Below are 23,689 nucleotides of genomic sequence, written 5' to 3'. Positions count from 1 at the left end.
CGGTCCCGCCTCAGTCGGTGAGCGTACGGACGTCCCAGAGCCAGACCCCTCCGGCGTACGTGGGGCGGATGCCGGTCAGCTCGGTCATCCCCCGGCGCAGCGCGTCGGCGTGCCGGTGCGGGCCGAGGACCACCGCGCCCGCCCGCCAGTACCGCAGGTCCCCGACCGCGTCGACCCGCGCCTGCGGGGTGATCGGCGGCACCGCGCCGGTGCGCCGGATCTCGGCGAAGAACTCGCTGGTCGGCCGGGGCGGGGCGGAGAACAGCGCGACCCGGTCCCGCCCGGGGCGGGTGTCCGGGCCGAGGAAGTAGCCGCGGGCGATGGGCATGTCCAGCCCGGTCCGCGCCGACCAGCGCAGCGGGTCGGCGTAGTGGGTGTCGGGCAGGGGCAGCGTCACGATGCTCCGTCCGCCGGCCGCGTACGGCCGCCAGGCACCGGAGGTGACGAAGGCGGGGACGGGGTCGAGCCGGGTGGTGGGCAGCGGGGTGGGCAGGATCGGCAGCAGCGCCATGGCGAGCACCGTGGCGGCGGCGAAGCGGATCTGCGGTCGGGCCCGCGGATGCCGGGCGGCCAGGACGCGTACGTGCTCCGCCCCGTAGGCGAGCAGCACCCCGACGATCGGAGTGATCGCCAGCGCCCACCGGGTCGGCACCACCGAGTGCAGGATCGGCAGGCCCTCCAGCGCCGCCCACGGGCCGGGCACCCCGGTCCCCCTCCCGTTGAGCTGGATCTCCCGCCCCAGGGAGAGCAGGCCGAAGAGCAGCGTGAGGGCGGCCAGCCCGCGCACCACGACGTGCCGGCGCAGCCACCAGAGCAGGGCGACGACGAGCACGACCAGCGCCCAGCCGAAGAAGGCGTTCTCCTCGGTCGGGTTCTTCGCCAGTCCCTGTGCCGTGCGCGCGTCACCGGCGAGGGACTCCCGGGAGTACGCCACGAACGAGGCGAGGTCCGTGGAGTAGCCGCGGATCAGCCACGACAGTCCGTGGTAGGCCCCGGGCCCGAAGAACTGGACGTACAGCGGGTACGCCAGCAGGACGAGCGCCACCACGGCGCCCGTGACCAGGCCGGCGAGGAAGGGCCGGGCCCGGCGGCGCAGTTCGGGCCGGCCGAGGGCGAGTGCCCCGACGACCACGCCCAGCCCGATCGCGGTCATCAGCAGCACTTCGAGGTTGATGAAGGCCTGCCAGACGATCGCGAGCGCGAGCAGCAAACCGTTGCGCAGCCAGCGCCCCGGCTCGGCGAGCCGCAGCGTGCGCCAGATGATCAGGGGCACGACGAACTGCGAGACGATGTTGGGGTGCGCGTTCGCGTGCGAGACCATCGCCGGGGCGTACGCGCAGAACGCCGCGCCGAGCCAGGCCGGCCCCCGGGAGCCGACGACCACCCGGGAGAGCAGGAGGTACCAGGCCGTCGCCGTGGCGATCATGCCCAATGTGAGGAACAGCAGAAACGACGCCCGCGTGCCGAACAACAGCGTGACGGGCGTCATTGGGATAGACACGGATAATACGGACGTATTTGCCATCAGGTTGACGCTGTCCGGCACGTTCATCCGGTCCGACGTGAACGGATAAACGAAATCGGTCACCACCCGCGCGCCGTGCGCCATCATCCACTCGAACTGGGACTGGTCCGTACGGTTGTCCCGGATGCCGTGGGACGGACGCAGCCACAGCCGCGCGGTCACCCAGAAGCCGAGCAGGACGAAGCTCGCCACGGCGGCGAGGTCCGTCCACCACCCCTTCCAGGGGCGTACGCCCCGGTCGGACCCGCTTTCCGGCGCTCCGCGTCCCGGCACGCCGGCGGGGAGGTCCGATTCAGGAGTAGTCATAACGATTCGTAGAGTAGTCAGGCTATGGCACCGCCGTGACATGTTTCGGGGTACTGGCGTACCATGTGCCGGGTTCGCCGACCGCCGATCACGTGCCCACCCCCCGACCGCAATTCGGCCACCCAGGTGCCCCGATTCTTCTGCCGTCAGCGCGGATGATTCACTCTGTCGGTCCAGGCGCGGGTCGAGTCATATCGTGAGGAATCGACGCATGGCAGAAATCACTGGGGATCAGCGCGTGCAGTCCGAGGTCCTGGAAGGCCTCGCGACCGCGGTCAACCACCGTCGCTGGTTTGTCGAGCTGGCGGTGCCGCACCTCGGTGACAACCCGATCGAGATCGGCAGCGGGCTCGGCGACTACGCGCTGGAGTGGGCGGAGCGGCTGCCCCGGTTCACCGCCACCGAGGCCGACCCGGACCGGCTCGTCTCCCTGAAGGAGCGGCTGGCCGACCAGCCGAACATCGAGGTCCGCCAGATGCTGCTGCCGCACTCGGAGCGGGGCGACTACAGCGCGGCCGTGTCGTACAACGTGCTGGAGCACATCGAGGACCACGTGGGCGCGCTGCGCAGCATGCGCGACCTGGTCCGGCCTGGCGGCAACGTCATCATCATCGTGCCGGCGTTCCAGTTCGCGATGAGCCCGGCGGACATCGCCACCGGCCACGTGCGCCGCTACACCAAGAAGACCCTGGCCGACGCGATGACCGCCGCCGGCCTGACGGTGGAGAAGATCCACTATGCGAACGCGCTCGGGCTGATCGGCTACTTCATGGCGACCAAGGTCTTCCGGCTGATGCCGAAGGAGGGCCCGATGGTCAAGGTCTACGACACCCTCGTGCTCCCCGCCACCAAGGCGGCGGAGCAGCGCGTCCGCCCCCCGTTCGGCCAGTCCGTCTTCGCCGTCGCCCGCGTCCCCGCCTGACCCGTTCTCCCGCTCACGCTCCCGCTCCCGCTCCCGCGATCTTGCACTTTCCGCCCTCGTTCCGAGGCTTTCGTCCGTTACGTCCGGGCAGCAAGTGCAAGATCACGGGAGCTGACGGGCGGAGGGACTACTCCTTGATCTGGTAGGTGGGGCGGATGACGGCGCGAGCCAGGGTGTGGAAGGCCAGGTTGAAGCCGACCGCGGCGGGGGTCGCGTCGGGCGTGACGTCGAGGCGCTCCACGTCCAGGGCGTGCACGGCGAAGACGTAGCGGTGCGGGCGGTCACCGGCCGGCGGCGCGGCGCCGCCGTAGCCCTGGTCGCCGTAGTCGTTGCGGACCGTGAAGGCACCGCCGAGATCCTCCGCGCCCGCTCCTCTGGGCAACTCGGTGACGCTCGCCGGCAGGTTGACCAGCACCCAGTGCCAGAACCCGCTGCCCGTCGGGGCGTCCGGGTCGAGGCAGGTCACCACGAAGCCCTTGGTCTCGGCCGGGAAGCCGGACCAGGCGAGCTGCGGCGAGACGTTCCCGCCCCCGACGCTGCCGTGGGCGTACGCGGTGTCCATCGGCTCGCCGTTCTGCACGTCGTCGCTGGTCAGGGTGAACGACGACACGGTCGGCAGCAGCTCGTACGGGTCCGGGGCGATCGGTCGTTCCAGGGTCATCTGGACAGGTCCTTCCGGTGAGCGCGGTTGTCCTCCGCACCCTTCATACCCCGCCGGTGCCCGCGATCGAACCGGCGGCGCCCGGCGTCCCGTACGAGGCGGCTTCGACCCGAGCCGGCACGTCACGTGCGCCGTGGGCAAGAATGCCTCCCCATGGGCCTTGATCTCTACGTCGGACCGCTGACCCGCTACCACCTGAACGACTGGCTGACCATCACACAGCAGATCGGCGCACAGGAGGGATACGACGTGCGGATCGTCCGGGCGCACGAGGACGAGGACCACGAGACCGACCCGGACATGGTTCAGAACGCCGTACGGGAGTGGCAACAGTGGCTCGGGGAGGCGCTCGGCGGCCCCGTGGACTGGCCGGAGGGCGCGATTCAGCCGTACTGGACCGACAAACCCGACTGGGACGGATTCGGCGCCGTCCTGCTGTTCGCCGCGTACGACGAGCGCCCGGACCTGCATCCGGGCCCCTGGGGCAAGGAAGACAGCCCGCGCGAGTTCGCTGACGCGCCCGCGTACCAGGCGGCCTCGGCACAGCCCGAGCGCTACGTCACCCTGCTGTCCGGGGTGGAGTGGTGGTTGCCGCTCGCCGAGGATCCGCTGGTGATCGAGGCGTCCCGGCCGACGGGTCAGCCGACCCGAATGGGTTCGATCGATCGGCTGGCGGCGGAGCTGCGCCTGCTGGACGAACGCGCCGGTCTCCTCGCCGGGTACGACCCGGCGGAGCTTCGGCGTGGGCTGTTCACCGACGACCCGTCGCTGGTGGAGTTCGCACGGTTCGGCCTCGCCGTGATGCTCGATCTCGCCGAGACCGCGATCGAGCACCGTCAGCCCCTGCTGCTGGACTACTGACGCACCACCCGAACGGGCACCACGACGCCCCTTGGCCAGGGTTCGCGCCGGCCAGGGGGCGTTGTGCTGTTCCGGGCCGGATGGTGTGCAGCCGGCGCCGGCCGAGACTCGGCTCGAAACATTCCGAACTCGGGTGAGGATCGATCTCGGCGCGCCTGCCCGGGCCGGGGGATAACCCCCGGCCCGGCCGGGGGTTGACCGGCGGACGCGTCCGGGGGCTGATCGGATGGTTGAGCGGGGCGAAGTCGCTGAGGCTGGTGGACGCATCAGCACCGTCCACGGCGGGCTCGTTCGAACAGATCCGGCCCCCTGATCCTCGTCTGGAGCCCGATGACCATCGTTGCAACGTGCCTCAGCCCGCTACGCGGCTGGCACCGCCCGCTGGTGGCGAACGTGACGCTCATGTTCACCCTGACGTTGGTCTCCGCCGTCGGCCTGTTCGTCGACGATCGCCTGCTCATGGGCGAATCGGTCTGGGTGAAGCCGATGAAGTTCGGCTTCGCCATGGGGGTGTACGGCCTGACCCTGGCGTGGCTGCTCAGCAAGCTGAGCAAGGGCAGGCGTCTCGGCTGGTGGCTCGGCACCGTTTTCGCGGTCGCCGGTCTGCTGGACGTCGGTGCCGTCGCCTACGCTGCCGCACACGGCACCTTCAGCCACTTCAACAACAATGCCGAGCCTGTCGCCGAAACCGTGCGGACGGTGTTCTCCATCGGCGTCGCGCCACTCCTGCTGACCACTTTGATCATCGCGGTCCTGGTCCTGATCCAACGCACCGGCGACCGCGCCATGACCCGCGCCCTGCGCGCCGGACTCGGGCTTGCCGTCGCCAGCATGGTCGTGGCCCTCTGGCTCGGCAACTCCTCGAGCGCAGCACCCCGCACGGTGACCGACGCCAACGGCCACCCGGTGTCGATGACCGGCGGCCACGGAATCGGTGATCCCGACGGCAACGGAATGTTCCTCACCAACTGGAGTACGACCGGCGGCGACCTCCGCGTACCGCACTTCGTCGGCCTGCACGCCATCCAGGTGCTGCTGCTCGTCACCGCGATCCTGGGTGTGCTCGCGGCCAGTCATGGTTGGCTCCGCGACGAATGGGTGCGTGCCCGACTGGTCGGCGTCGCCAGCCTCGGCTACACCGGTGTGTTCGCGATATTCACCTGGCAGGCGAAGCGAGGCATGCCGGTGACCCGTCTCGATCGGCAGACACTGGTCGCCTTCGCCGGGGTGGCGGTGTTCACCCTCGTGACGACCGCTGCGGTGGTCGTCGCTGCGCGTCGGCGGTCCGCGTCGCCCAGCGACAGGGAGCAGCGCGCCGAACTGTCGGGCGTGGCGGCCCACTGAGCGCCACCGGTGACGTTTCTGATCGGCGACGCGGAGACCGACAACGGCGACAGCGTCCGGACGCGGCGGCCCGGAGCGAGACGAAGTGAGACCGGCTCACCGTCCGTAGACCCGCCCCCTGACCGGCGTTCGCGCTGGTCAGGGGGCGTTTCTGCTGTTCAGGGGCGGAGGGTGTGGGATTCGAACCCACGAAGGACATCGCTGCCCTTACCGGTTTTCAAGACCAGCGCCATCGGCCACTAGGCGAACCCTCCCGGGCCGCGCCCCGCAGGGGTACGCGACCGTGCCTAGTCTGCCACGGCGGCGCACCGGGCGAGCGGGCACGGCACCCGCGTTGAGATGATCGGCGGCATGTGGGAGACCCCGTCCGTCGTGCTGATCACCGGCATCATGGCCGCCGGCAAGTCCACTGTGGCCGAGGCGCTGGCCGGGCGGCTGCCGCGCGCGGTGCACCTGCGTGGGGACGTCTTCCGGCGGATGGTGGTCAGCGGGCGGGAGGAGATGACCGCCGAGCCGTCGGAGGAGGCGTGGCGGCAGTTGCGGCTGCGCTACGACCTCGCGGCGGCGGCGGCGGACCGCTACGCGGCCGCGGGCTTCACGGTGGTGCTCCAGGACGTGATCCTCGGTGCGGACCTGCCGGGCATGGTCGACCGCATCCGGCACCGCCCGCTGGCGGTCGTCGTGCTCGCGCCGAGCCCCGAGGTCGTCGCCGCCCGCGAGGACGCCCGGGAGAAGACCGGGTACGGCGACTGGCCGGTCGCCGACCTGGACGCGGGGTTCCGCGCGGAGACGCCCCGCATGGGGCTCTGGCTGGACACCTCCGCGCAGACGCCGGGGCAGACGGTGGACGAGATCCTGTCCCGGGCGTGGACCGACGGGCGGGTGGGGTAGACACAGGGCATGCGCGCGATGACGATCCCGGAGCCCGGCGGACCCGACGCACTGGTCTGGAGCGAGGTGCCCGATCCCGAGCCCGGCCCCGGCGAGGTGGTCGTCGACGTGCGGGCCACCGCCGTGAACCGGGCGGACCTGCTGCAACGGCAGGGGCACTACCCGCCGCCGCCGGGCGCGCCCGCGTACCCCGGGCTGGAGTGTTCCGGGGTGATCAGCGCGACCGGGCCCGACGTGGCCGGCTGGGAGGTCGGCCAGGAGGTCTGCGCGCTGCTGGCCGGCGGCGGGTACGCGGAGCGCGTCGCCGTGCCGGCCGGGCAGTTGCTGCCGGTGCCGGCGGGGGTCGACCTGGTCGACGCGGCGGCGCTGCCCGAGGTGGCCTGCACGGTCTGGTCGAACGTCGTGCAGCTGGCCCGGCTCGCGAAGGGCGAGACGCTGCTGCTGCACGGCGGCGGCAGCGGGATTGGCACCTTCGCGGTCCAGCTCGGGGTCGCGCTCGGCGCCACGGTGGTGGTCACCGCCCGGGCGGCCAAGCACGAGCGGCTGCGCGAGCTGGGCGCGGCGCACACGATCGACTACCGCGAGCAGGACTTCGTCGAGGAGGTCCGGCGGGTCACGGACGGCCGGGGCGCCGACGTCATCCTCGACATCATGGGCGCCTCCTACCTGCCCCGGAACGTGGCGGCGCTGGCCACCGACGGCCGGCTGGTGGTCATCGGCATGCAGGGCGGTCGCAAGGGCGAGTTGGATCTCGGCGCGCTGCTGGCCAAGCGGGGCACGGTCGCGGCCACCGCGCTGCGGTCCCGGCCCCGGGATCAGAAGGCGGAGATCGTCCGGGGCGTCCGCCAGCAGGTCTGGCCGCTGGTCGAGGCGGGCGCGGTCAGGCCGATCGTGGACCGCCGGCTGCCGATCACCGAGGCGGCGCAGGCGCACCGGCTGGTCGAGTCGAGCGACCACGTCGGCAAGGTGCTGCTCACCACCGGCTGACGCGTCAATCGGCCGGCGCAGCATCACGAGCTGGCCGGCCGGCGGCCGGTGCCGCGCCGCGGCAGCCGGTGCCGCGCCGACCACCGTCGGCCGCCGCGCCGCCGTCGTCCGCCACCGCCGGCCGCCATGTCCGCCGCCGTCGTCCGCCGCGCCGCCGTCGTCCGCCGCGTCGTCCGCCGTCAGGCGGCCGGCGCCGGGTCGGCGGCCGGGCGGGGGAGCATCAGGCGGGCCCCCGAGCCCTCTCCCGAGAGCGAGTCGTCCGGGTTGTAGAGCGTGCAGCGCCGCAGCGACAGGCAGCCGCAGCCGATGCAGCCGTCGAGGTCGTCGCGCAGCTTGGTCATCAGCCGGATCTTCTCGGTCAGGCGCTCCCGCCAGGCCGCGGAGAGCCGCGCCCAGTCCTCCGCGGTGGGGGTACGGGAGGCCGGCAGCGAGTCCAGCGCCTCCCGGATCTCCTCGAGCGAGATGCCGACCTGCTGGGAGATCCGGATGAACGCCACCCGGCGCAGCTCGGTGCGGGCGTACCGGCGCTGGTTGCCGCCCGTCCGCTCGGCCCGGATCAGCCCGAGCCGCTCGTAGTAGCGCAGCGCCGAGGGGGCCACGCCGCTGCGGGTGGAGAGCTGGCCGATGGTCAGTGACTCGTGCATCACGTCGCCTTGAGTTGAAGCGGACTTCAACTTGCAGGCTAGCGGCATGACCACGATGACCGCCAACGCGGGTCGGGTGGCGACCGCCCCACCGCCGGACGACCCGACCGTGCCGCCCCTGCCCGGGCCCGTCGCCCCGCTGTACGAGCGGGTCCGCGCGGGCCGGGAGTTCGGCGCGAACGTCCGTTCCACGGTCGACGTGCTCTGGGTGCTCTACGACCGGATCCTGCGGATCACCCCGGAGACCGTCGACGCGCCGGAGCGGGACCGGTTCCTGCTCTCCAAGGGGCACGCCGTCGCCGGCTACTACGCCGTGCTCGCCGCGAAGGGCTTCGTCCCCGCCGACTGGTTGGACGACCAGGGCGGCCCGGGGAGCCGACTCGGCGACCACCCCGACCGGATGCTGGTGCCCGGGGTGGAGATCGGCTCCGGCTCCCTCGGCCACGGGCTCGGGCTCGGCGTGGGCACCGCGCTCGGGCTGCGCGCCCAGGGCCTGCTCACGCCCCGGGTCTTCGTGCTGCTCGGCGACGCGGAGCTGGACGAGGGATCCAACCACGAGGCGATCGCGTACGCGGGCGCGACCGGGTTGGGCAACCTGACCGCGATCGTGATCGACAACGGCTCCGCCACGCACGGCTGGCCGGGCGGCGCCGCGGCCCGGTTCACCGTCAACGGCTGGACCGCCGCCACCGTCGACGGGCGCGACCACGACGCCCTGCACACCGCCCTGACCGGGCAGGACAACCACCGGCCGCACGTCGTCGTCGCGGTCGTCGACCAGGGGGAGTGACCGTGCGGGACCGTTTCGTCGACACCACCACCGCGCTGCTCGCGGACGATCCGCGTACGGCGCTGGTGCTGGCGGACATCTCCGCCGCCGCGTTCGCCCCGGCCGCGCGGCGACACCCGGACCGGGTCCTCAACGTCGGGATCCGCGAGCAGTTGATGGTGGGCGTGGCCGGCGGGCTGGCGTTGACCGGGCTGCGGCCGATCGCGCACAGCTACGCCCCGTTCCTGGTCGAGCGCGCGTACGAGCAGCTCAAGTTGGACCTCGACCACCAGGGTGTGGGCGCGGTGCTGGTCAGCGTCGGCGCGTCGTACGACCGGGCGGCTGCCGGGCGCACCCACCTCTCGCCGGCGGACGTCTCGCTGATCGACACCCTGCACGGCTGGACCGTGCACGTCCCCGGCCACCCCGACGAGGTGCCGGCGCTGCTGCGGGACGCGGTGGCCGCCGACGGCTCGGCGTACCTGCGGCTCTCCACCCAGCACAACGACCGGCCGTACGGCGGCGACGGCGCGCTGCGCGTGCTCCGGGACGCGGGGCCGGGCGCCCCGCTGCTGGTCGCGGTCGGCCCGGTGCTGGACGCGTCGCTCGCCGCGGCGGCCGATCTGGGCGTCACGGTGGCGTACACCCACCGGCCCCGGCCGTTCGACACCGCGGGGCTGCGGGCGCTGGCCGGCACGGAGGTGATCCTGGTCGAGCCCTACCTGGCCGGGACGTCGGCGCGGGTGGTGTCGGCGGCGCTGGCCGACCGGCCGCACCGGCTGCTGGCGCTCGGCGTCGGGCGCGAGGAGCTGCGCCGCTACGGGTCGGCCGAGGACCACACCCGGTGGCACGGGCTGGACGCCGCCAGGCTGCGCCGCTCGGTCGGCGGGTTCCTGGAGTCGGCGCTGGCGCCGGCCGGCCGCTGAGCCGCGACGACCCGCCGCGGGGCAGGTCTCGGCGGCGGGTCAGCGGGTGGGGGCGCCGAGGGGGCGGCGGCGGGTGCGCTCGCGGCCGAGGATCCAGAGCGCCTCGACGCCGTCCTTCCAGGTGATCTTCTTGCCCTCCTCGCGGCCCCGCGCCCGGTAGCTGATCGGCACCTCGTAGGGGCGGATCCGGCGGCGCAGCAGCTTGCCGGTCACCTCCGCCTCCATGCCGAAGCCGCGCGAGCGGACGTCGAGCGAGCGGTAGAGGTCGACCGGCATCAGCTTGAAGCAGGTCTCCAGGTCGCCGATGTAGGAGTTGAACAGCACGTTGGCGGCCATCGTGACGCCCTTGTTGCCCATCACGTACCAGAAGCTGTAGGCGCTGTGGCTGCCGAAGGTGCGATTGCCGTAGACGACCGTGGCCCGCCCGTCGAGCACCGGGTCGAGCAGCTTGGGGATGTCCTGCGGGTCGTATTCCAGGTCGGCGTCGAGGATGACCAGGTAATCACCCTCCGCGTTGTCGACCGCCGTCTTGATGGCCGCGCCCTTGCCGGCGTTGCGCTGGTGGGTGATGACCCGCAGGCGCGCGTCGTCGGCCCGGCCGAGGATCTCACCGGTGCCGTCCCGGCTGCCGTCGTCGACCACGACCAGCTCGATCTCGCACGGGTAGTCGACCGCCAACGCCTGCTTGAGAGCATCCGCGATGCGTTCTTCCTCGTTGTAGACCGGCATGAGGATCGAGAGCTTCACGGGAATCTCCACGGTGGCGACAATACGTCGGCCCTAGCCTAGCCTGGCTGGTCAGCGGGACGGTGCCCAGCACCGCGGGCATCGACCGTGGCGGCCTCAGGAAGATGGTGTTTACTTCCGCCATGTCGGCAGCCGGCTACCCGCTCGCCCTGGCCCCCGTCGCCGCGATCGGACTGCTCACCGTCGCCCTCCGGCCGCTGGCCACCGAGACCGTGGCGCCGCTGCGCCTCGCGCTGGTCCGGGCCGCCCTGGTCACGGGCGCGTTCGCGGTACTCACGGTGGAGTTGCTCGGCGCGCTGGGGCTGCTCACCCTGCCGGCGTTCGCCGTCGCCTGGCTGCTCTTCCTCGCCGCCACCGGCGCGGCCGCCGGACAGCGCCGGTGGCGGGACGCCGCGCGACGGGCGGCGGCGGTCGCGGCGCCACGCCGCGCCCTGGTCGGCGCGACCACCGGCCCCACCACCGGTGCCCCGGCCCCGCCGCCCGCACCGGATGCCGGCGCGCCGGGCGCCGCCGGGGCCCGCCGGTCCGGCTGGTGGACCGGTCTGGCCGAAGTCTGGCGTACGGCGGGGCGGGGCGAGCGGCTGCTCGCCGGCACGGTCGGCGCGCTGCTCCTGGTCGAGCTGCTGATCGCCCTGCTGGCCGAACCGAACAACTTCGACTCGCAGACCTACCACCTGCCGAAGGTGGAGCACTGGGTGGCCCAGGGCGACCTCGACTTCTGGCCCACCGCCATCCACCGCCAGGTGACCATCCCGCCCGGCGCCGAGTACCTGCTGCTGCACCTGCGCCTCTTCACCGGCGGCGACGCGCTGCACCACCTGGTGCAGTGGGCCGCCGGGGTCGGCGTCCTGCTGGCGGCGACCCGGATCACCGCCCAGCTCGGCGGGAGCCGCCGGGCCCAGCTGCTCACCGCGTTCGTGCTGGCCACCACGCCGATGGTGGCGCTCCAGGCGACCAGCACCCAGACCGACCTGGTCTGCGCCGCCTGGGTGGCCTGCGCGGCGACGCTCGCGCTGGACGGGCTGCGCCGGCGCGCCGGGGTCGGGACGATGCTCGGGCTGGGGGCGGCCACCGGGCTGACCGCGGTCACCAAGACCAACGGCCTGATGGCGCTCGGGCCGCTGCTGGTGCTCTGGGGGCTCGCCCAGCTACGACTGGCGCGGGGCACCGCGCGGGAGCGCGCCGGAGCGGTGCCCGACAGGGCCGGCGCGGTGGGCGGCCCGGATGTCGGTCACGCCGGTGGGGCTGCCGCGCCCGGCGGCCTCCGGCCGGGGCGCCAGGTGGCCCGGACGGTGGCCGGGTCCGTGCTGATCCTGTTGGTCGCGGCGGTCGTGGTCGGTCCGTTCCTCGCCCGGGTGACCGCCGAGTTCGGGCACCCGCTCGGCCCGCCCCGGCTGCGCGAGTCCGTCCCGATGGAGCGGCACGACCCGCCCTCGGTGCTCGTCAACGCGCTGCGGATCGCGCACACGGCGTTCGACACCCCGCTCGCGCCGCTGCGCCGGGCCGGCGCCGAGGCGATCGTCGCCGGCGCCGACCTGATCGGGGTGGACCCCCAGGACCGGGCCACCACCTTCGGGCGGGAACGCTTCCCGGTGCCGTCCTGGTACCCGGACGAGGACCGGGTGGCCTTCCCGCTGGCCGGGGCGCTGGCGCTGATCGGGACGGGGTTCGCGCTGGCCAGGCCGGGCCGGGTCGGCCCGACGCAGGTGGGGCCGCTGCGCGCGTACGCGGTGGTCGTGGTGGTGGCCGTGCTGCTGCACACCGCCATGGTCAAGTGGCAGCCGTGGGGCAACCGCCTGCTGCTCTACGCGCTGGCGCTGGCCGTACCGCTGGCGGGGCTCTGGCTCGACGCGCTGTTCCGCCGCCGGTCGACCGCGCGGGACGGCGGCGCGGGACGGCGGTCGGTGGCGGTCGGGCTCGCGGTGACCGTGCTGGCCACCTGCGCGCTGGCCGGGGTGCTCGCGGTGTCGTACGGCTTCCCGCGCCGGCTGGTCGGCGCGGGCTCGGTCTTCACCACCTCCGAGTGGGAGACCCGGTTCCTGCGGCGCCCCCAGTGGGCGGAGGAGTTCCGCTGGGCGGCGGGCGCGGTACGCGCGACGGACGCCCGCCGGATCGGCCTGGTGCAGCAGAACGACAACTGGGAGTACCCCTGGTGGCTGCTGCTGCGGGACGCCGACGGCCGCCCGCCGGAGCTGGTGGCGCTGCAGTCCGTGCTGCCCGGGCGCCCGCCGGCCGACCCCGCCTTGGTGGACGCGATCGTCTGCACCGGCAGCCGGCCGGCGTGTGCGGAGCTGGTGCCGGCGGGCTGGCGCGTCGAGTTCCGGGGCTACGTCGGCTACGCCCTGCCGCCCGGGCGCTGACCCGCCCGGCGTCTCCGCCGGCGCACCGCCGGCACCGCCCGGCGCGTCCGGGCCGCGCACCGCCGGCACCGCCCGGCGCCTCCGGCCGCGCACCGCCGACGCCGCCCGGCGCCTCCGGCCGGACACCGCCGATGCCGCCCGGCGCCTCCGGCCGGACACCGCCGATGCCGCCCGGCCACGCCGGAGAGGGCGGCCGGAGCGACGGCCGCGGCACCCCTGACGTCGTCCGCCTCGCCCGGATCGTCCGGTTCTACACTCCGCGCGCAAGGATTCCGAGACACATTCACATATCTCGAAGCCGGCGCTACCTTCTGGTAACTCGATCGATGTCCCGCGATCGAGCTGAAAGGAGTGCGTCGATGCATGGTTCCCCTGCCAGACGCGAACGCGCGACCCGACGACGGGTGCTCACCGTCGTCGCCGCCGCCGCGCTCGTCCTGCCGATGCTCGCCGGAACGGCCTCCCCCGCCACCGCGGCCGACCGTCCGGCCATCCAGCCACTCCCCGGCAACCTGGAGGCGATCCGCGCCGCCGAGGCCACCGCCCTCTACGGCGCGCCCGCCATCCGCCCCATCGAACAGCGCCGCACCGCGCTGATCACGATGGGCGACAGCGAGATCTCGGGCGAGGGGGTGGGCAACTACGTCCCCGGCACCCACGAACCCGGCAACTGGTGCGACCGCTCGTACGACCAGGCGGTCTTCCGCACCGGCATACCCGCCGACGAGAAGTACAACATCGCCTGCTCCGGCGCGACCCCGTGGAACCTGATCCGGGGCGGACCCACCCAGCACAACGAGCTGAACCAGGGCGACCACCTGGCGATCAAGGCGCGCAACACGCACATCAAGCTGATCTGGGTGGTGGTCGGCGCGAACGGCGACGGCACGATCCAGTTCGGCCCCGTCGCCACCGACTGCACCATCCGCCGGGTCTTCTTTCAGGGCCCCTGCTACCCCACCTACACCGACCAGTGGACGGTGCGCACCGACGGCAGCCGACAGGCGGTCGAGGACGCGCTCACCGACATCCGGCAGACCATGACGGGCGCGGGCTACCTGCGGTCGGACTACGAGCTGGTGCTCATGTCGTACCCGAGCCCCGGCAGCCCGGACGTGGAGGACAACCCGAACTTCCCCGGCTGGTACGCCGGTGGCTGCCTGCTCTACCTGGCCGACGCCGCGTTCGCCCGGAACAAGGCGGTGCCCCTGTTCGAGTCGGCGCTGCGGGCGGCGGCGACCAACACCGGCACCCGCTACCTCGACGCGAGCCGGCTGTTCCACGGCCACGAGGTGTGCACCGACAACACCGCCGTCCGCGGCCTCCACATCGAGATCGGCGTCTGGGACGAGAACGCGGCGCGGCAGTCGTTCCACCCGAACTATCGGGGGCACGGCATGTTCGCCCAGTGCGTCACCCAGTTCTGGAACTCCGGGCAGCAGCGCGCCACCTGCGTCGACCCGGCCAGCACCGGCAACGGCGTGCTCTACCCGGGGCTGTTCGAGTTCAGGCAGCTACGCAACGCCGCCACCGGCACCTGCGTCGACGGCAAGGGCTACGACTCGCGCAACGGCACGCCGCAGCAGTCGTACGGCTGCCACGGCGGGCGCAACCAGGGCTTCTGGTACGACCCGGCCCGGCAGTCGCTGCACTCGGAGCTCTCCCACGACCGCTGCCTGGACGTCTCGGGCGGCACGCTGAACTCCGGCACGGCGGTCAACGTCCACGACTGCCACGGCGGCGCCAACCAGAGGTTCGTGCTGGCCGGCAACCAGATCAAGGCGGCCGGCAACACCAACCTCTGCCTGGCCTTCGACGACCCGTGGCTGGGCACCCCGCGGCTGCGGCTGGCCACCTGCTCCACCAGCACGCGCCAGCAGTGGTCGTTCGAGTCCCGCGCCTTCGCCAACCCGGTGGGCTACGGGCACGACGACTTCATCGGCTCCCGGGTGTACTGAGGTGGGGTGTGGCCCGCCGTGCCCGGCTCCGGGCGGTCCGGCCTGATCCCTCCGCCGGGCACGGCGGCCACACCTACTTCTGCTTGACCGGCACGACGATCAGGCGGGCCACGCCGCCGTCGCCCTCCTTGGCGCCAGCCACGCCGACCGTCGTGCCCACCCCGATGTCGGTGGACGCGATCGTCGTACGACGCTCGACGACGCGCAGCTCGTCGCCGAAGGTCCAGGTCATGGTGAAGCCGTCGGTGGACTTCACGGTCATCTTCCCGCCGTCGATCGCGGTCACCTCGCCCCGCTGCACGGCGACGGTCCTCGTGCCGCCGTCCTTCGTCCGCACCACGGCCTCGCCGTGCAGCGTGTTCTTCCGCAGCAGCACCCGGGCCTGCCGGCGCTTACGCCACTCCTCCGCGCGCTCGCGTCGCGGCTTCTCCCCGGTCGCGGCGGGCGAGGCCGTCGGCGAGGCGGGTGCGGCCACGGGGTCGACGTCCAGGTCGCCGGCGTCGAAGCCCATCGCGGCGAGCGCCTGGCCCTCCGCGCCGAGCGCCGCGACGACCTCGACGGCGGTCTCGCGGGCCGGTTGGCCCGCCACCTCGGCCGCGCCGCAGCCGGTGAGCCCCAACGCGACCGCCGCGAACAGCGTGCCGGCGGCGATTCCCCAACGTGCCATGAGTCTCCCTCTCGTCCGTCCGTGGAATCCCAGCCTCCCGCCGTCCGGCGAGCGGCGGGTCAGGCCGATGTTCGAGCTTGGTAAGGATCCGGGGGCAGCCGGACGGTGAACGCCGCCCCGCCCTCCGGCGCGTGCCCGGCCGTGATCTCCCCGCCGAGCCGGCGGACCAGGCCGGCGGCGAGCGCCAGCCCCAGCCCGCTGCCGACCTTGCGCACCCCCCGGTAGCGCTGGTGCAGGGCGCCGCGCTCGAACGCCACCGCCAGGTCGTCGTCGGTGAAACCGGGTCCGCCGTCGCGGACCTCCACGACGCCGCCCGCCGCCGGGTCCGCGCCGGCCGCCCGGACCGCGAGCACGACCGGCGCCCCCGGCGGTACGACGCGCAGCGCGTTCTCCAGCAGCCCGTCCACCACCTGCCGGATCCGCCCCGGATCGGTGTACGCCGGCACCGGCTGCTCCGGGACCTCGGCACGGAACGTGACCCCCATCGCCGCGCACCGGTCGGCCCAGGTCCGGCCGGCGTCGGCGGCCAACCGGGCCAGGTCCACCGGCACCGGTTCGAGCGGGAAGTCGGCGGCCTCCAGCCGGGCCAGCGCCAGCAGGTCGCTGACCAGTCGGTCCAGGTGCTCCGCCTCGGCGAGCACGGTACGGCCGGTGCCCGCCGCGTCCGCCGCCCCGATCACCCCGTCCGCCAACGCCTCGGCGTAGCCCCGGATCGCGGTCAGCGGGGTGCGCAACTCGTGCGAGACGGAGAGCAGGAACTCCCGCTGCCGGCCCTCGCTGGTGGCCAGCGCGGCGGCCAGCCCGTTCAGCGCGTACGCCAGGTCGGCCACCTCGTCGGGCGGCTCCACCGGCACGCGTACCGTCCGGTCCCCGGCGCGCAGCCGGGCGGCGGCGTCGGCGGCGCGCCGGATCGGCCGGGCCAGCCGGCGGGCCAGCAGCAGCCCGGCGACCACGCCGGCGGCCAGCCCGGCCAGCAGCGGCAGCCAGAGGCTGGGCAGCACCTGCCGCCACGGGGCGGTGGCCCGGGAGCGGGTCAGCACCACCCCGTTGCCGCCCGGCAGGGCGCGGCCCTCGATGAGCGTGCGCCGCCCGTCGAGGGGCCGGCGGGTCGACACGTTCCGTCCCTCGGCGACGCGCTGCACCACCCGGGGCGGCAGGCCGGGCCGGTCCGCGACGCCCCGCCGGACCAGGTACGCGTCGACGCCCTGGGCGCGCAACTGGCGGACGAGCCGCTCCTCGTCGGCGGTCCGCCCGGTCTCCAGCCGGGGCCGCAGCACCTCGGCGGCGAGCCGGGCCTGGGCGGCCAGCGCCTCCTGGTCGCGCCGCTCGACGCCGCGCACCGCCAGGGGCACCGCCACGATCGCGGTGACCAGCACCGAGACCAGAGCCACCGCGCAGGTGACCAGCACCGCGCGGGAGGTGAGCGTACGGGCGGGGCGGGGGCGGGGTGGTCGCGCCGGCGGGCCGACCACCGGCAGCGCGACGGTGGGCTCAGCCATCGGCGGCGTACCCGACGCCCCGGTGGGTGCGGATCACGCTGGCCGCGCCGAGCTTCGCGCGGACCTGCGCGACGTGCACGTCGACGGTGCGGGTGCCGGCGTGGGCCGCGTACCCCCACACCCCGGCGAGCAGTTCCTCCCGCGTGAAGACCCGGCCCGGCCGGGCCATCAGGTGCGCGAGCAGGTCGAACTCGGTCGACGTGAGCTGCACCGGGGCCCCCGCGACGGTCACCGTGCGCCGGGCCGGGTCGAGCGTCACCGCGCCGACGACCCGCGGCCGGCCCATTCCCCCGGGCGCTCCGGCCGTGCGCCGCAGCACCGCCCGCACCCGGGCGACCAGCTCGCGCGGGCTGAACGGCTTGGTGACGTAGTCGTCGGCGCCCAGTTCCAGCCCGACGACGCGGTCCACCTCGTCGTCCCGGGCGGTGAGGAAGATGACCGGCGTCCAGTCGCCGGCCTCGCGCAGCCGCCGGCAGACCTCGGTACCGGCGAGGCCGGGCAGCGCGATGTCGAGGACGCAGGCCACCGGCCGCAGCCGGCGGGCGGCGGCCAGGCCGGCGGCGCCGTCCCGTTCCAGGTGTACGCCGAACCCGTCGCGGATCAGGTAGAGCCGGACCAGGTCGGCGATGGCCGGCTCGTCCTCCACCACGAGGACGAGCCCGCGGGTCGGGGCGTCGACGGTCACCGGCCCATGATTCCCGACGCGGCGGCGCCGGGCGGGTCAGCGGATGTTCGGATTCGGTAAGAAGACGGTCAGCGCACCACGGCCGGCCGGAACGCGGCGGGACGCGCGACCGCCGGCGCCTCGCCGATGGTGGCGACGAGCCGCTCCCGGGGCGTCCGCAGCCGGGTCCGGAAGGCGTGGTTGAGCAGCGCGTCGAGCTGCCACACCTGCTTCGGGTGCCGGGTGTGGATGAGGAACCGCTCGCGGACCCCGTCGATCGCGGTGGCCGCCAGCTCGACCGAGTGCAGGCGCGGGTCCGGGCTCCAGGTGACGTTGCTGAGTTCCCGCAGCTCGGTGTTGAGGTGCAGGCGCAGCCGGTGCAGGACCCGGGTCTGCTGGGTGACGACCAGCCGCCGGTGGGTCAGCAGGAAGAGGTACTCGCCGGCCATCGGGCGGTCGGGCCGGCTGCACCGGGTGACCAGGATGGTGGCGTCGCCGGAGCCGACGCAGCGGCGGAAGACCGGCATGTGCCGGCTGACAGTCTGCATCGCCAGTCCGGCCTCGGAGGCGGCCGGGAGGAACGTTCGGGAGAAGACGTCCATGCCCTGCCCAACGACGGGCGCCGGAGGGTGACGTGGGTCACGCGCAAATTGCAGAACTTCCACACCCGCGCGTCGCACCGCCTGTCCGACTTCCGGGCCCGTCGCGCCGGACGGGCCCGGAAGTACGGGTCAGAGCAACGGCTGCATCGCGCCGAAACCGCTGCCCAGCCGGTTCGGGGCGAGCCATCCGCCACCGCTCCAGCGGTACCGCAGCACGTTGCCGGTCGACTTCTGGACCGCGACCAGGTCGGGCCGGCCGTCCCGGTCGAAGTCGCCGAGCTGGACGAGGTCGCGCATGCCGCCCCAGCCGGCACCCGCGTCGAGCCGGGCGCCGAGGAGCCCGTCCGGGCCGCCCGGGTGGACGTGCAGGCGGCCCGTGGCCGTGTCCCGGGCGAGCACGTCGAGGCGCCCGTCACCGGTGAAGTCGGCGCCGCCGGTCAGCTCGTCCATCGCGTTCCAGCCCGCGCCGCCGAGGGCGACCCGGCTGCCGAAGCCGGTGCCCGTGCCCGGATAGAGCCAGAGCACGCCGGTGGAGGTCTGCACCGCCGCGATGTCCTGGAAGCCGTCGCCGTTCCAGTCGCCGACGGGGGTGATCTCGCGCATGCCGTTCCAGCCGCTGCCGACCCTGACCCGGGTGGTCACGCCGGTGCCGTTGCCCGGGTAGAACCACAGGTAGCCGGTCGACTTCTCGCGGGCCAGCAGGTCCTCGCCGCCGGCCCGGTCGAAGTTGCCCGCCCGGACGATCGCGTCCATCCCGTTCCAGCCCGCGCCGAGCGAGACCCGCCCACTCAGCGTGGCGCCGTTGCCGCCGTAGACGTACAGCCGGCCGGTGGCCGGCTCGCGGTAGCCGAGGTCGGCCCAGCCGTTGCCGGTGAAGTCGCCGAACCGGGTGGCGGGCAGCGGGGCGACGTCGAGGTGGTTGCTGTCGATGTTGATCGTCACCCCGCCCCACGTCTCGTGGTGGTCGCCCCGGTACTGCTTCATCCGCTGCTTCGGCATCCAGTACGACTCGGGCAGCGCCTCGTCCGCCACCGTCTGCACGCCGTCCCACCGGGCGAAGTCCAGGTAGTCCGGCCGGCCGTGGCCGGCCCGCTCGTACGCGGAGACCTGGTCGGCGAGGCCGCCGGAGGCCACGTCGGTGTAGAAGCCGGAGAAGTAGCCGTGGTCGTGCAGCCGGATGGTCCAGGCGTGGGTGAAGGTCTGCACCGCCGCCGTGCAGGTCGCGTCGCCCGCCGGGTACTTCTCCATGTTGTAGAAGACGGTGCTCTCCCGGGCGAGCCCCAGGTCGCGGGCGCGCGCCGCGGCGTCGTCGGCGGCGGCCCGCCCCTGCGCGGCGGCCTGCGCCGGGTCGATCCGAGGCTTGCTGGTGCTGCGGCAGGGCGCCTGCGGCCCGACGTAGAGCGGGAAGAAGCGCCAGCCCGCCGCCGCCTGCGTGGTCACCCACTCCCGGGTCAGGTTCGGCTGGGCGCAGGCCCGGCCGTTCCCCCCGATGTAGATGCCCACCGCCCGGTACGGCGAGGCGAGCCACGCGTTCATGGCCGCGTTCGACGGCGCGGTGCAGGTGTCGAAGCCCAGGCCGGTGAACGCGCCCGGGTGCGGCCCGGTGTAGCCGGCGGCCCACGCGGGCCCGGCGGTGCCGGTCAGGGCGGCGCCGGCGGCGAGCACGGTGGCCGCCGTCGCGGCGAGGGCCCGCCGGGCGGTACGCCGCAGCCCGGCGGGCAGAGCGGAACGGAGCGTCACGAGTCCTCGATCCTGGTCGCTCAGAGCAGCGGGGTCATGGAGCCGAACCCGGTGCCGAGCCGGATGGGCGACGCCCAGGCGGTGCCGAGCCAGCGGTACCGGTAGACGTAGCCGGTCGAATTCTGCACGGCCACCATGTCCGGCCGGCCGTCCCGGTCGAAGTCGCCGAGCTGGACGAGGTCGCGCATGGTGTTCCAGCCGGCACCGACCTTGGTACGGGTGTTGGGCGCGCCGGCACGACCCGGGTACAGGTAGAGGTCACCGGTGCTCTTCTCCCGCGCGACCACGTCGGGGTAGCCGTCGTTGTTGAAGTCGCCGCCGCCGTTCAGCTCGTCCACCGTGTTCCAGCCGGAGCCGAGCAGGATGCGGCTGGTGAACGCGCTGCCTCCCGTGCCGGGATACAGGTAGAGCGCGCCGGTGGAGCTCTGCACCGCCAGCAGGTCCTGGAAGCCGTCGCGGTTGTAGTCGCCGATCGGCGTGATCTCCCGGACGCTGTTCCAGCCCGCGCCGAGGTTGATCCGGCCGCTGATCCCCGACCCGGTGCCCGGGTAGAGCCACAGGTAGCCGGTGGCCGGCTCGCGGGCGATCACGTCCTCGCCGCCGGACCGGTCGAAGTCGCCGGCCCGGATGATCGTGTCCATGCCGTTCCAGCCGGCGCCCAGCGTGATCCGGCCGCTCAGCGTGGTGCCGTTGCCGCCATAGACGTACACCCGGCCGGTGGACGGCTCCCGGTAGCCGAGGTCCGCCCAGCCGTTGCCGGTGAAGTCGCCGAACCGGGTCGCCGGCAGCGGGGCGACGTCGAGGTAGTCGCCGTCGATGTTGATGGTGACCCCGCCCCACGTCTCGTCGTGCGGGCCCACGTGCTGCTTCATCCGCCGCTTCGGCATCCAGTAGCTGGCCGGGATGGTCGGGTCCTCGACCGTGGCGTCGTTGTCCCAGCGCGCGAAGTCGAGGTAGTCCGGACGCACGTAGCCGGGCGTGTCGTAGGCGGCGACCTGGTCGGCGACGCCCCGGGCCACACTGCTGTAGAAGCCGGAGAGGTAGCCCTGGTCGTGCAGCCGGGCGGTCCACGCGCTCATGAAGGTGAGGACCGCGGTGGTGCAGGCGGCGTCGCCGCCGTCGTAGTCCTCCATGTCGTAGAAGAGGACGCTCTCCCGGGGCAGGCCGAGTTCCACCGCCCGCGCCACGGCGTCGTCGGCCTCGGCCTGGCCCTGCGCCGCCGCCTGGGCCGGGTCGATGCGCGGCCGGCTGGTCGCCAGGCAGGGGGCCTGGAGCCCGACGTACATCGGGACGAGGTGCCAGCCCTCCGCCGTCTGCTCCGCGACCCATTCGGGGGTCAGCGCGGGCTGTGCGCAGCCCCGGCTGCTGCCGCCGAAGTAGATGACGACCGCCCGGTACGGCGAGTGGTCGCGCCACGCCTGCATCTGTGCGCTGGTCGGCGCGGTGCAGGCGTCGAAGCCGAGGCCGGTGTAGGTGCCGGGCTGTGGTGGGACGGCGGCGTGGGCCGGGCTGGTGACGGCTGTCAACGCGAGGCCGGTGCCGACGACGGTGGTGGCGGCGAGGGCCACGGTCCGGCGGGCGGCACGGCGCAGCCCGGCCGGCGAGAGTGTGGATTTCACGTTTCCCCGATCTGTCCCCGTGAGTCGGACGGCCGGCGGGCGGACGCGTCACTCGCGCCGCCGGCCCGCTGATTCTGACCACAGTCGACGGCTCCTGTCGAGGTCGTGGCCGGCACCGGACGGGCCGGAAGTGTCGCGGGCGGGCCCTCGCGCCTGCTGGGCGGGGCCGCGCGCCGCCCGTCCGGGTTCAGACCGGGTCGGGCTCGAACAGCTCCGTCAGCCAGCCGGGCACCGCGGACGCGTACTGCGCCCGGGCCGGATCCCGCGTCATGAGGGCCCGGCGCCAGGAGAGCGACCGGCTCACCCGGGTGACGCGGACGGCCAGCCGGGCCACCTCGCGCAGCGTCGCCCGGTCGTGCCGGTCCGACCACGGCTCCAGGTACGCGTCCCGCAGCCGCGCCGACGTCGGGTCGCCGGCGGGCAGCTCGAAGGCGTCCGCGACCGAGTTCAGCGTGACCAGCAGGGTGCCGAACGGGTGGGCGACCGAGGCGTCCCCCCAGTCGAAGAACCGGTGCCCGTCGTCGGCGACGAAGACGTTGCCGTCGTGCAGGTCGTCGTGCTGGATGCTGGGCTCGATGCCCGAGTCGGCCAGCCGTCGGCAGTGCTCGGCGAAGGTGTCCCGATGGGCGCGCAACCGCCCGTACGCCTCGACGTCGAGCCCGTCCGCCGCCCCCAGCAGCAGCGACTCCTCGTCCTCCAGCAGCGACTCGAACAGCTCCGGCAGCACCTCCGGCCGGTGGTCGGGCACCCCGAGCGCGAGCAGCTCACCGGCGCGGGGCGCGACCGTGCGCTGGAGGTCGGCGTACTCCGGCAGGACCTGCTCCCAGCGGGCCAGCAGGTCACGGTCGCCGCCCAGCGCGTCGCGCAGCGAGCGGCCCCCGTCGGGCAGCAGCGACCAGCCGCGGTCGGTGTCGACCGCGATCGGGTCGAGCACCCGCCCCGGGGCGAGCCGGGCCAGTGCGGCCAGCAGCGCCGCCTCGTGCCGGGTGCCCGGGTTGTTCGCCTTGAACCAGGCGTCCCCGGCGTCGGTGGGTACCCGCCAGACGAGGGACCACGGCCGGACCCGGGGCTCGACCGGCCCGACGACCCGCCGGCCGTGCCGGCCGAGCTGGTCGCCGACCCAGCCGAGCGCGGTGTCCCGCCAGTGCGGGTCGGCCCAGTCGGCGTACGGCATGGAGGCAGTGGTCACGCCGCGGAATCTAGCCCGGTCCCCGGCGCCGGGGCGACACCTTATCCCCGGCGCACCCCGTGCCCGGCGGCGATCGACACGCCCCGCCGGTCCCGGCGATGATCATCGCGGCCGGCGGAGGGGACGGCTACCCTTCACCGCCATGCCGGACGCCTCGTTCCTCGCCGCCACCCGCGACTCCTACGACACCATGGCCGTCGACTACGCCGAGTGGCTCCGCACGGACATGGACGAGAGACCCCTCGACCGCGCGCTGCTGGCCGCCTTCGCCGAGGCGGTGAAGGCCAACGGCAACGGCCCCGTCGCCGACGTCGGCTGCGGGCCCGGCCGCGTCACGATCCTGCTGCACCGACTGGGCCTGGACGCGTTCGGCGTCGACCTGTCGCCCGGGATGGTCGCGCTGGCCCGGGAGACGTACCCGGGGCTGCGGTTCGAGGTGGGCTCGATGCTCGCGCTGGACCTGCCGGACGCCTCCCTCGGCGGGCTGCTCGCCTACTACTCGATCATCCACGTCCCCTGGGAGCGGCGGCCCGAGGTCTTCGCCGAGTTCCACCGGGTGCTCGCGCCGGGCGGGCAGCTCATGCTCGCCTTCCAGGTCGGCGACGAATGCCTGCACCTCGACGAGGCCTTCGGCAAACCGATCTGCGCCGACTGGTACCGGCAGCAGCCGGACGAGGTGGCCGCGCTGCTGCGCGAGGCCGGTTTCGACCTGTGGGCCACGGTCGTGAAGGAGCCCGAAGGCACCGAGAAGACCCCGCAGGGCCACATGGTGGCGCGCCGGCCCGCCGGGGCGTAGCTCCCGCCCCGG

Annotated in this window: 21 protein-coding genes and 1 tRNA gene; 10 read left to right on the top strand and 12 right to left on the bottom strand. The window is 73.9% G+C overall.

The window, feature by feature from the left end:
• Positions 1-10: 10 nt before the first annotated feature.
• The gene (locus ACZ6Q9_RS16205) at positions 11-1,831 is read right to left on the bottom strand and encodes a DUF6311 domain-containing protein (protein ID WP_396829261.1); all 1,821 of its coding nucleotides are present in this window, start codon (positions 1,829-1,831) and stop codon (positions 11-13) included.
• 211 nt (positions 1,832-2,042) lie between these two features.
• Between ACZ6Q9_RS16205 and ACZ6Q9_RS16200 the strand changes: the two genes are divergently transcribed.
• Positions 2,043-2,753 carry a class I SAM-dependent methyltransferase gene (locus ACZ6Q9_RS16200; protein WP_350712433.1) on the top strand — a complete coding sequence of 237 codons (711 nt, stop codon included), beginning with the start codon at positions 2,043-2,045 and terminating at the stop codon, positions 2,751-2,753.
• A gap of 127 nt (positions 2,754-2,880) precedes the next feature.
• Here ACZ6Q9_RS16200 and ACZ6Q9_RS16195 read toward each other — a convergent pair whose 3' ends face one another.
• The gene (locus tag ACZ6Q9_RS16195; RefSeq protein ID WP_393259353.1) at positions 2,881-3,414 is read right to left on the bottom strand and encodes a YbhB/YbcL family Raf kinase inhibitor-like protein; all 534 of its coding nucleotides are present in this window, start codon (positions 3,412-3,414) and stop codon (positions 2,881-2,883) included.
• A 153-nt stretch (positions 3,415-3,567) separates the two neighbouring features.
• On the opposite strand from ACZ6Q9_RS16195, the gene ACZ6Q9_RS16190 reads away from it, so the two are divergent.
• A complete protein-coding gene (locus ACZ6Q9_RS16190; protein ID WP_396829260.1) occupies positions 3,568-4,275 on the top strand; it encodes a hypothetical protein in 708 nt (235 codons plus the stop codon).
• Between the two features lie 330 nt (positions 4,276-4,605).
• Positions 4,606-5,619, top strand: coding sequence for a hypothetical protein (locus tag ACZ6Q9_RS16185; RefSeq protein ID WP_396829259.1), 1,014 nt, complete (start codon positions 4,606-4,608; stop codon positions 5,617-5,619).
• A gap of 165 nt (positions 5,620-5,784) precedes the next feature.
• Here the strand turns inward: ACZ6Q9_RS16185 and ACZ6Q9_RS16180 are convergent.
• A tRNA-Ser gene (locus ACZ6Q9_RS16180) sits at positions 5,785-5,873 on the bottom strand.
• Between the two features lie 97 nt (positions 5,874-5,970).
• On the opposite strand from ACZ6Q9_RS16180, the gene ACZ6Q9_RS16175 reads away from it, so the two are divergent.
• A complete protein-coding gene (locus ACZ6Q9_RS16175; protein ID WP_396829258.1) occupies positions 5,971-6,510 on the top strand; it encodes an AAA family ATPase in 540 nt (179 codons plus the stop codon).
• Between the two features lie 9 nt (positions 6,511-6,519).
• The gene (locus tag ACZ6Q9_RS16170; protein WP_393459369.1) at positions 6,520-7,497 is read left to right on the top strand and encodes an NAD(P)H-quinone oxidoreductase; all 978 of its coding nucleotides are present in this window, start codon (positions 6,520-6,522) and stop codon (positions 7,495-7,497) included.
• A 179-nt stretch (positions 7,498-7,676) separates the two neighbouring features.
• On the opposite strand, the gene soxR is transcribed toward ACZ6Q9_RS16170, so the two are convergent.
• Positions 7,677-8,141: a redox-sensitive transcriptional activator SoxR gene (soxR, locus tag ACZ6Q9_RS16165; RefSeq protein ID WP_393459372.1), complete on the bottom strand. Its 465-nt coding sequence runs from the start codon at positions 8,139-8,141 to the stop codon at positions 7,677-7,679.
• Between the two features lie 46 nt (positions 8,142-8,187).
• On the opposite strand from soxR, the gene ACZ6Q9_RS16160 reads away from it, so the two are divergent.
• Entirely contained in the window at positions 8,188-8,931 is a 744-nt protein-coding gene (locus ACZ6Q9_RS16160) for a transketolase (protein ID WP_396829257.1), read from the top strand.
• A gap of 2 nt (positions 8,932-8,933) precedes the next feature.
• The gene (locus ACZ6Q9_RS16155) at positions 8,934-9,836 is read left to right on the top strand and encodes a transketolase family protein (RefSeq protein ID WP_396829255.1); all 903 of its coding nucleotides are present in this window, start codon (positions 8,934-8,936) and stop codon (positions 9,834-9,836) included.
• Between the two features lie 39 nt (positions 9,837-9,875).
• Here ACZ6Q9_RS16155 and ACZ6Q9_RS16150 read toward each other — a convergent pair whose 3' ends face one another.
• Complete coding sequence (locus ACZ6Q9_RS16150; RefSeq protein ID WP_357698383.1) at positions 9,876-10,583, bottom strand: glycosyltransferase family 2 protein; 708 nt, start codon at positions 10,581-10,583, stop codon at positions 9,876-9,878.
• A gap of 122 nt (positions 10,584-10,705) precedes the next feature.
• On the opposite strand from ACZ6Q9_RS16150, the gene ACZ6Q9_RS16145 reads away from it, so the two are divergent.
• Entirely contained in the window at positions 10,706-12,943 is a 2,238-nt protein-coding gene (locus tag ACZ6Q9_RS16145; protein ID WP_396829254.1) for a hypothetical protein, read from the top strand.
• 359 nt (positions 12,944-13,302) lie between these two features.
• Positions 13,303-14,901, top strand: a complete 1,599-nt coding sequence (locus tag ACZ6Q9_RS16140) for a ricin-type beta-trefoil lectin domain protein (RefSeq protein WP_396829253.1) — start codon at positions 13,303-13,305, stop codon at positions 14,899-14,901.
• Between the two features lie 73 nt (positions 14,902-14,974).
• Here ACZ6Q9_RS16140 and ACZ6Q9_RS16135 read toward each other — a convergent pair whose 3' ends face one another.
• The 7 genes from ACZ6Q9_RS16135 to ACZ6Q9_RS16105 form a co-directional block, all read right to left on the bottom strand.
• Positions 14,975-15,568, bottom strand: coding sequence for a hypothetical protein (locus ACZ6Q9_RS16135; RefSeq protein WP_393259369.1), 594 nt, complete (start codon positions 15,566-15,568; stop codon positions 14,975-14,977).
• Positions 15,569-15,627: 59 nt separating this feature from the next.
• Complete coding sequence (locus ACZ6Q9_RS16130; protein WP_393259370.1) at positions 15,628-17,067, bottom strand: sensor histidine kinase; 1,440 nt, start codon at positions 17,065-17,067, stop codon at positions 15,628-15,630.
• Positions 17,060-17,752, bottom strand: coding sequence for a response regulator transcription factor (locus ACZ6Q9_RS16125; RefSeq protein ID WP_357698310.1), 693 nt, complete (start codon positions 17,750-17,752; stop codon positions 17,060-17,062). The genes ACZ6Q9_RS16130 and ACZ6Q9_RS16125 overlap by 8 nt, the downstream gene beginning before the upstream one ends.
• Positions 17,753-17,820: 68 nt before the next feature.
• On the bottom strand, positions 17,821-18,333 hold the full coding sequence (locus tag ACZ6Q9_RS16120; protein WP_350702644.1) for a hypothetical protein: 513 nt from the start codon (positions 18,331-18,333) through the stop codon (positions 17,821-17,823).
• A gap of 129 nt (positions 18,334-18,462) precedes the next feature.
• Positions 18,463-20,073, bottom strand: coding sequence for a glycoside hydrolase domain-containing protein (locus ACZ6Q9_RS16115; protein WP_396829252.1), 1,611 nt, complete (start codon positions 20,071-20,073; stop codon positions 18,463-18,465).
• A 20-nt stretch (positions 20,074-20,093) separates the two neighbouring features.
• A complete protein-coding gene (locus ACZ6Q9_RS16110) occupies positions 20,094-21,692 on the bottom strand; it encodes a glycoside hydrolase domain-containing protein (RefSeq protein WP_393259374.1) in 1,599 nt (532 codons plus the stop codon).
• 187 nt (positions 21,693-21,879) lie between these two features.
• Positions 21,880-22,881 carry a phosphotransferase gene (locus ACZ6Q9_RS16105; RefSeq protein ID WP_396829250.1) on the bottom strand — a complete coding sequence of 334 codons (1,002 nt, stop codon included), beginning with the start codon at positions 22,879-22,881 and terminating at the stop codon, positions 21,880-21,882.
• A 142-nt stretch (positions 22,882-23,023) separates the two neighbouring features.
• Here ACZ6Q9_RS16105 and ACZ6Q9_RS16100 point away from each other — a divergent pair, with 142 nt between their 5' ends.
• Positions 23,024-23,677, top strand: coding sequence for a class I SAM-dependent methyltransferase (locus tag ACZ6Q9_RS16100; protein WP_393259377.1), 654 nt, complete (start codon positions 23,024-23,026; stop codon positions 23,675-23,677).
• Positions 23,678-23,689 lie beyond the last annotated feature (12 nt).

The organism is Micromonospora sp. NPDC049139 (genome assembly GCF_055586845.1).
Note: the sequence above shows the minus strand (reverse complement) of the source record. Positions and strands in the feature narration are given on the sequence as shown.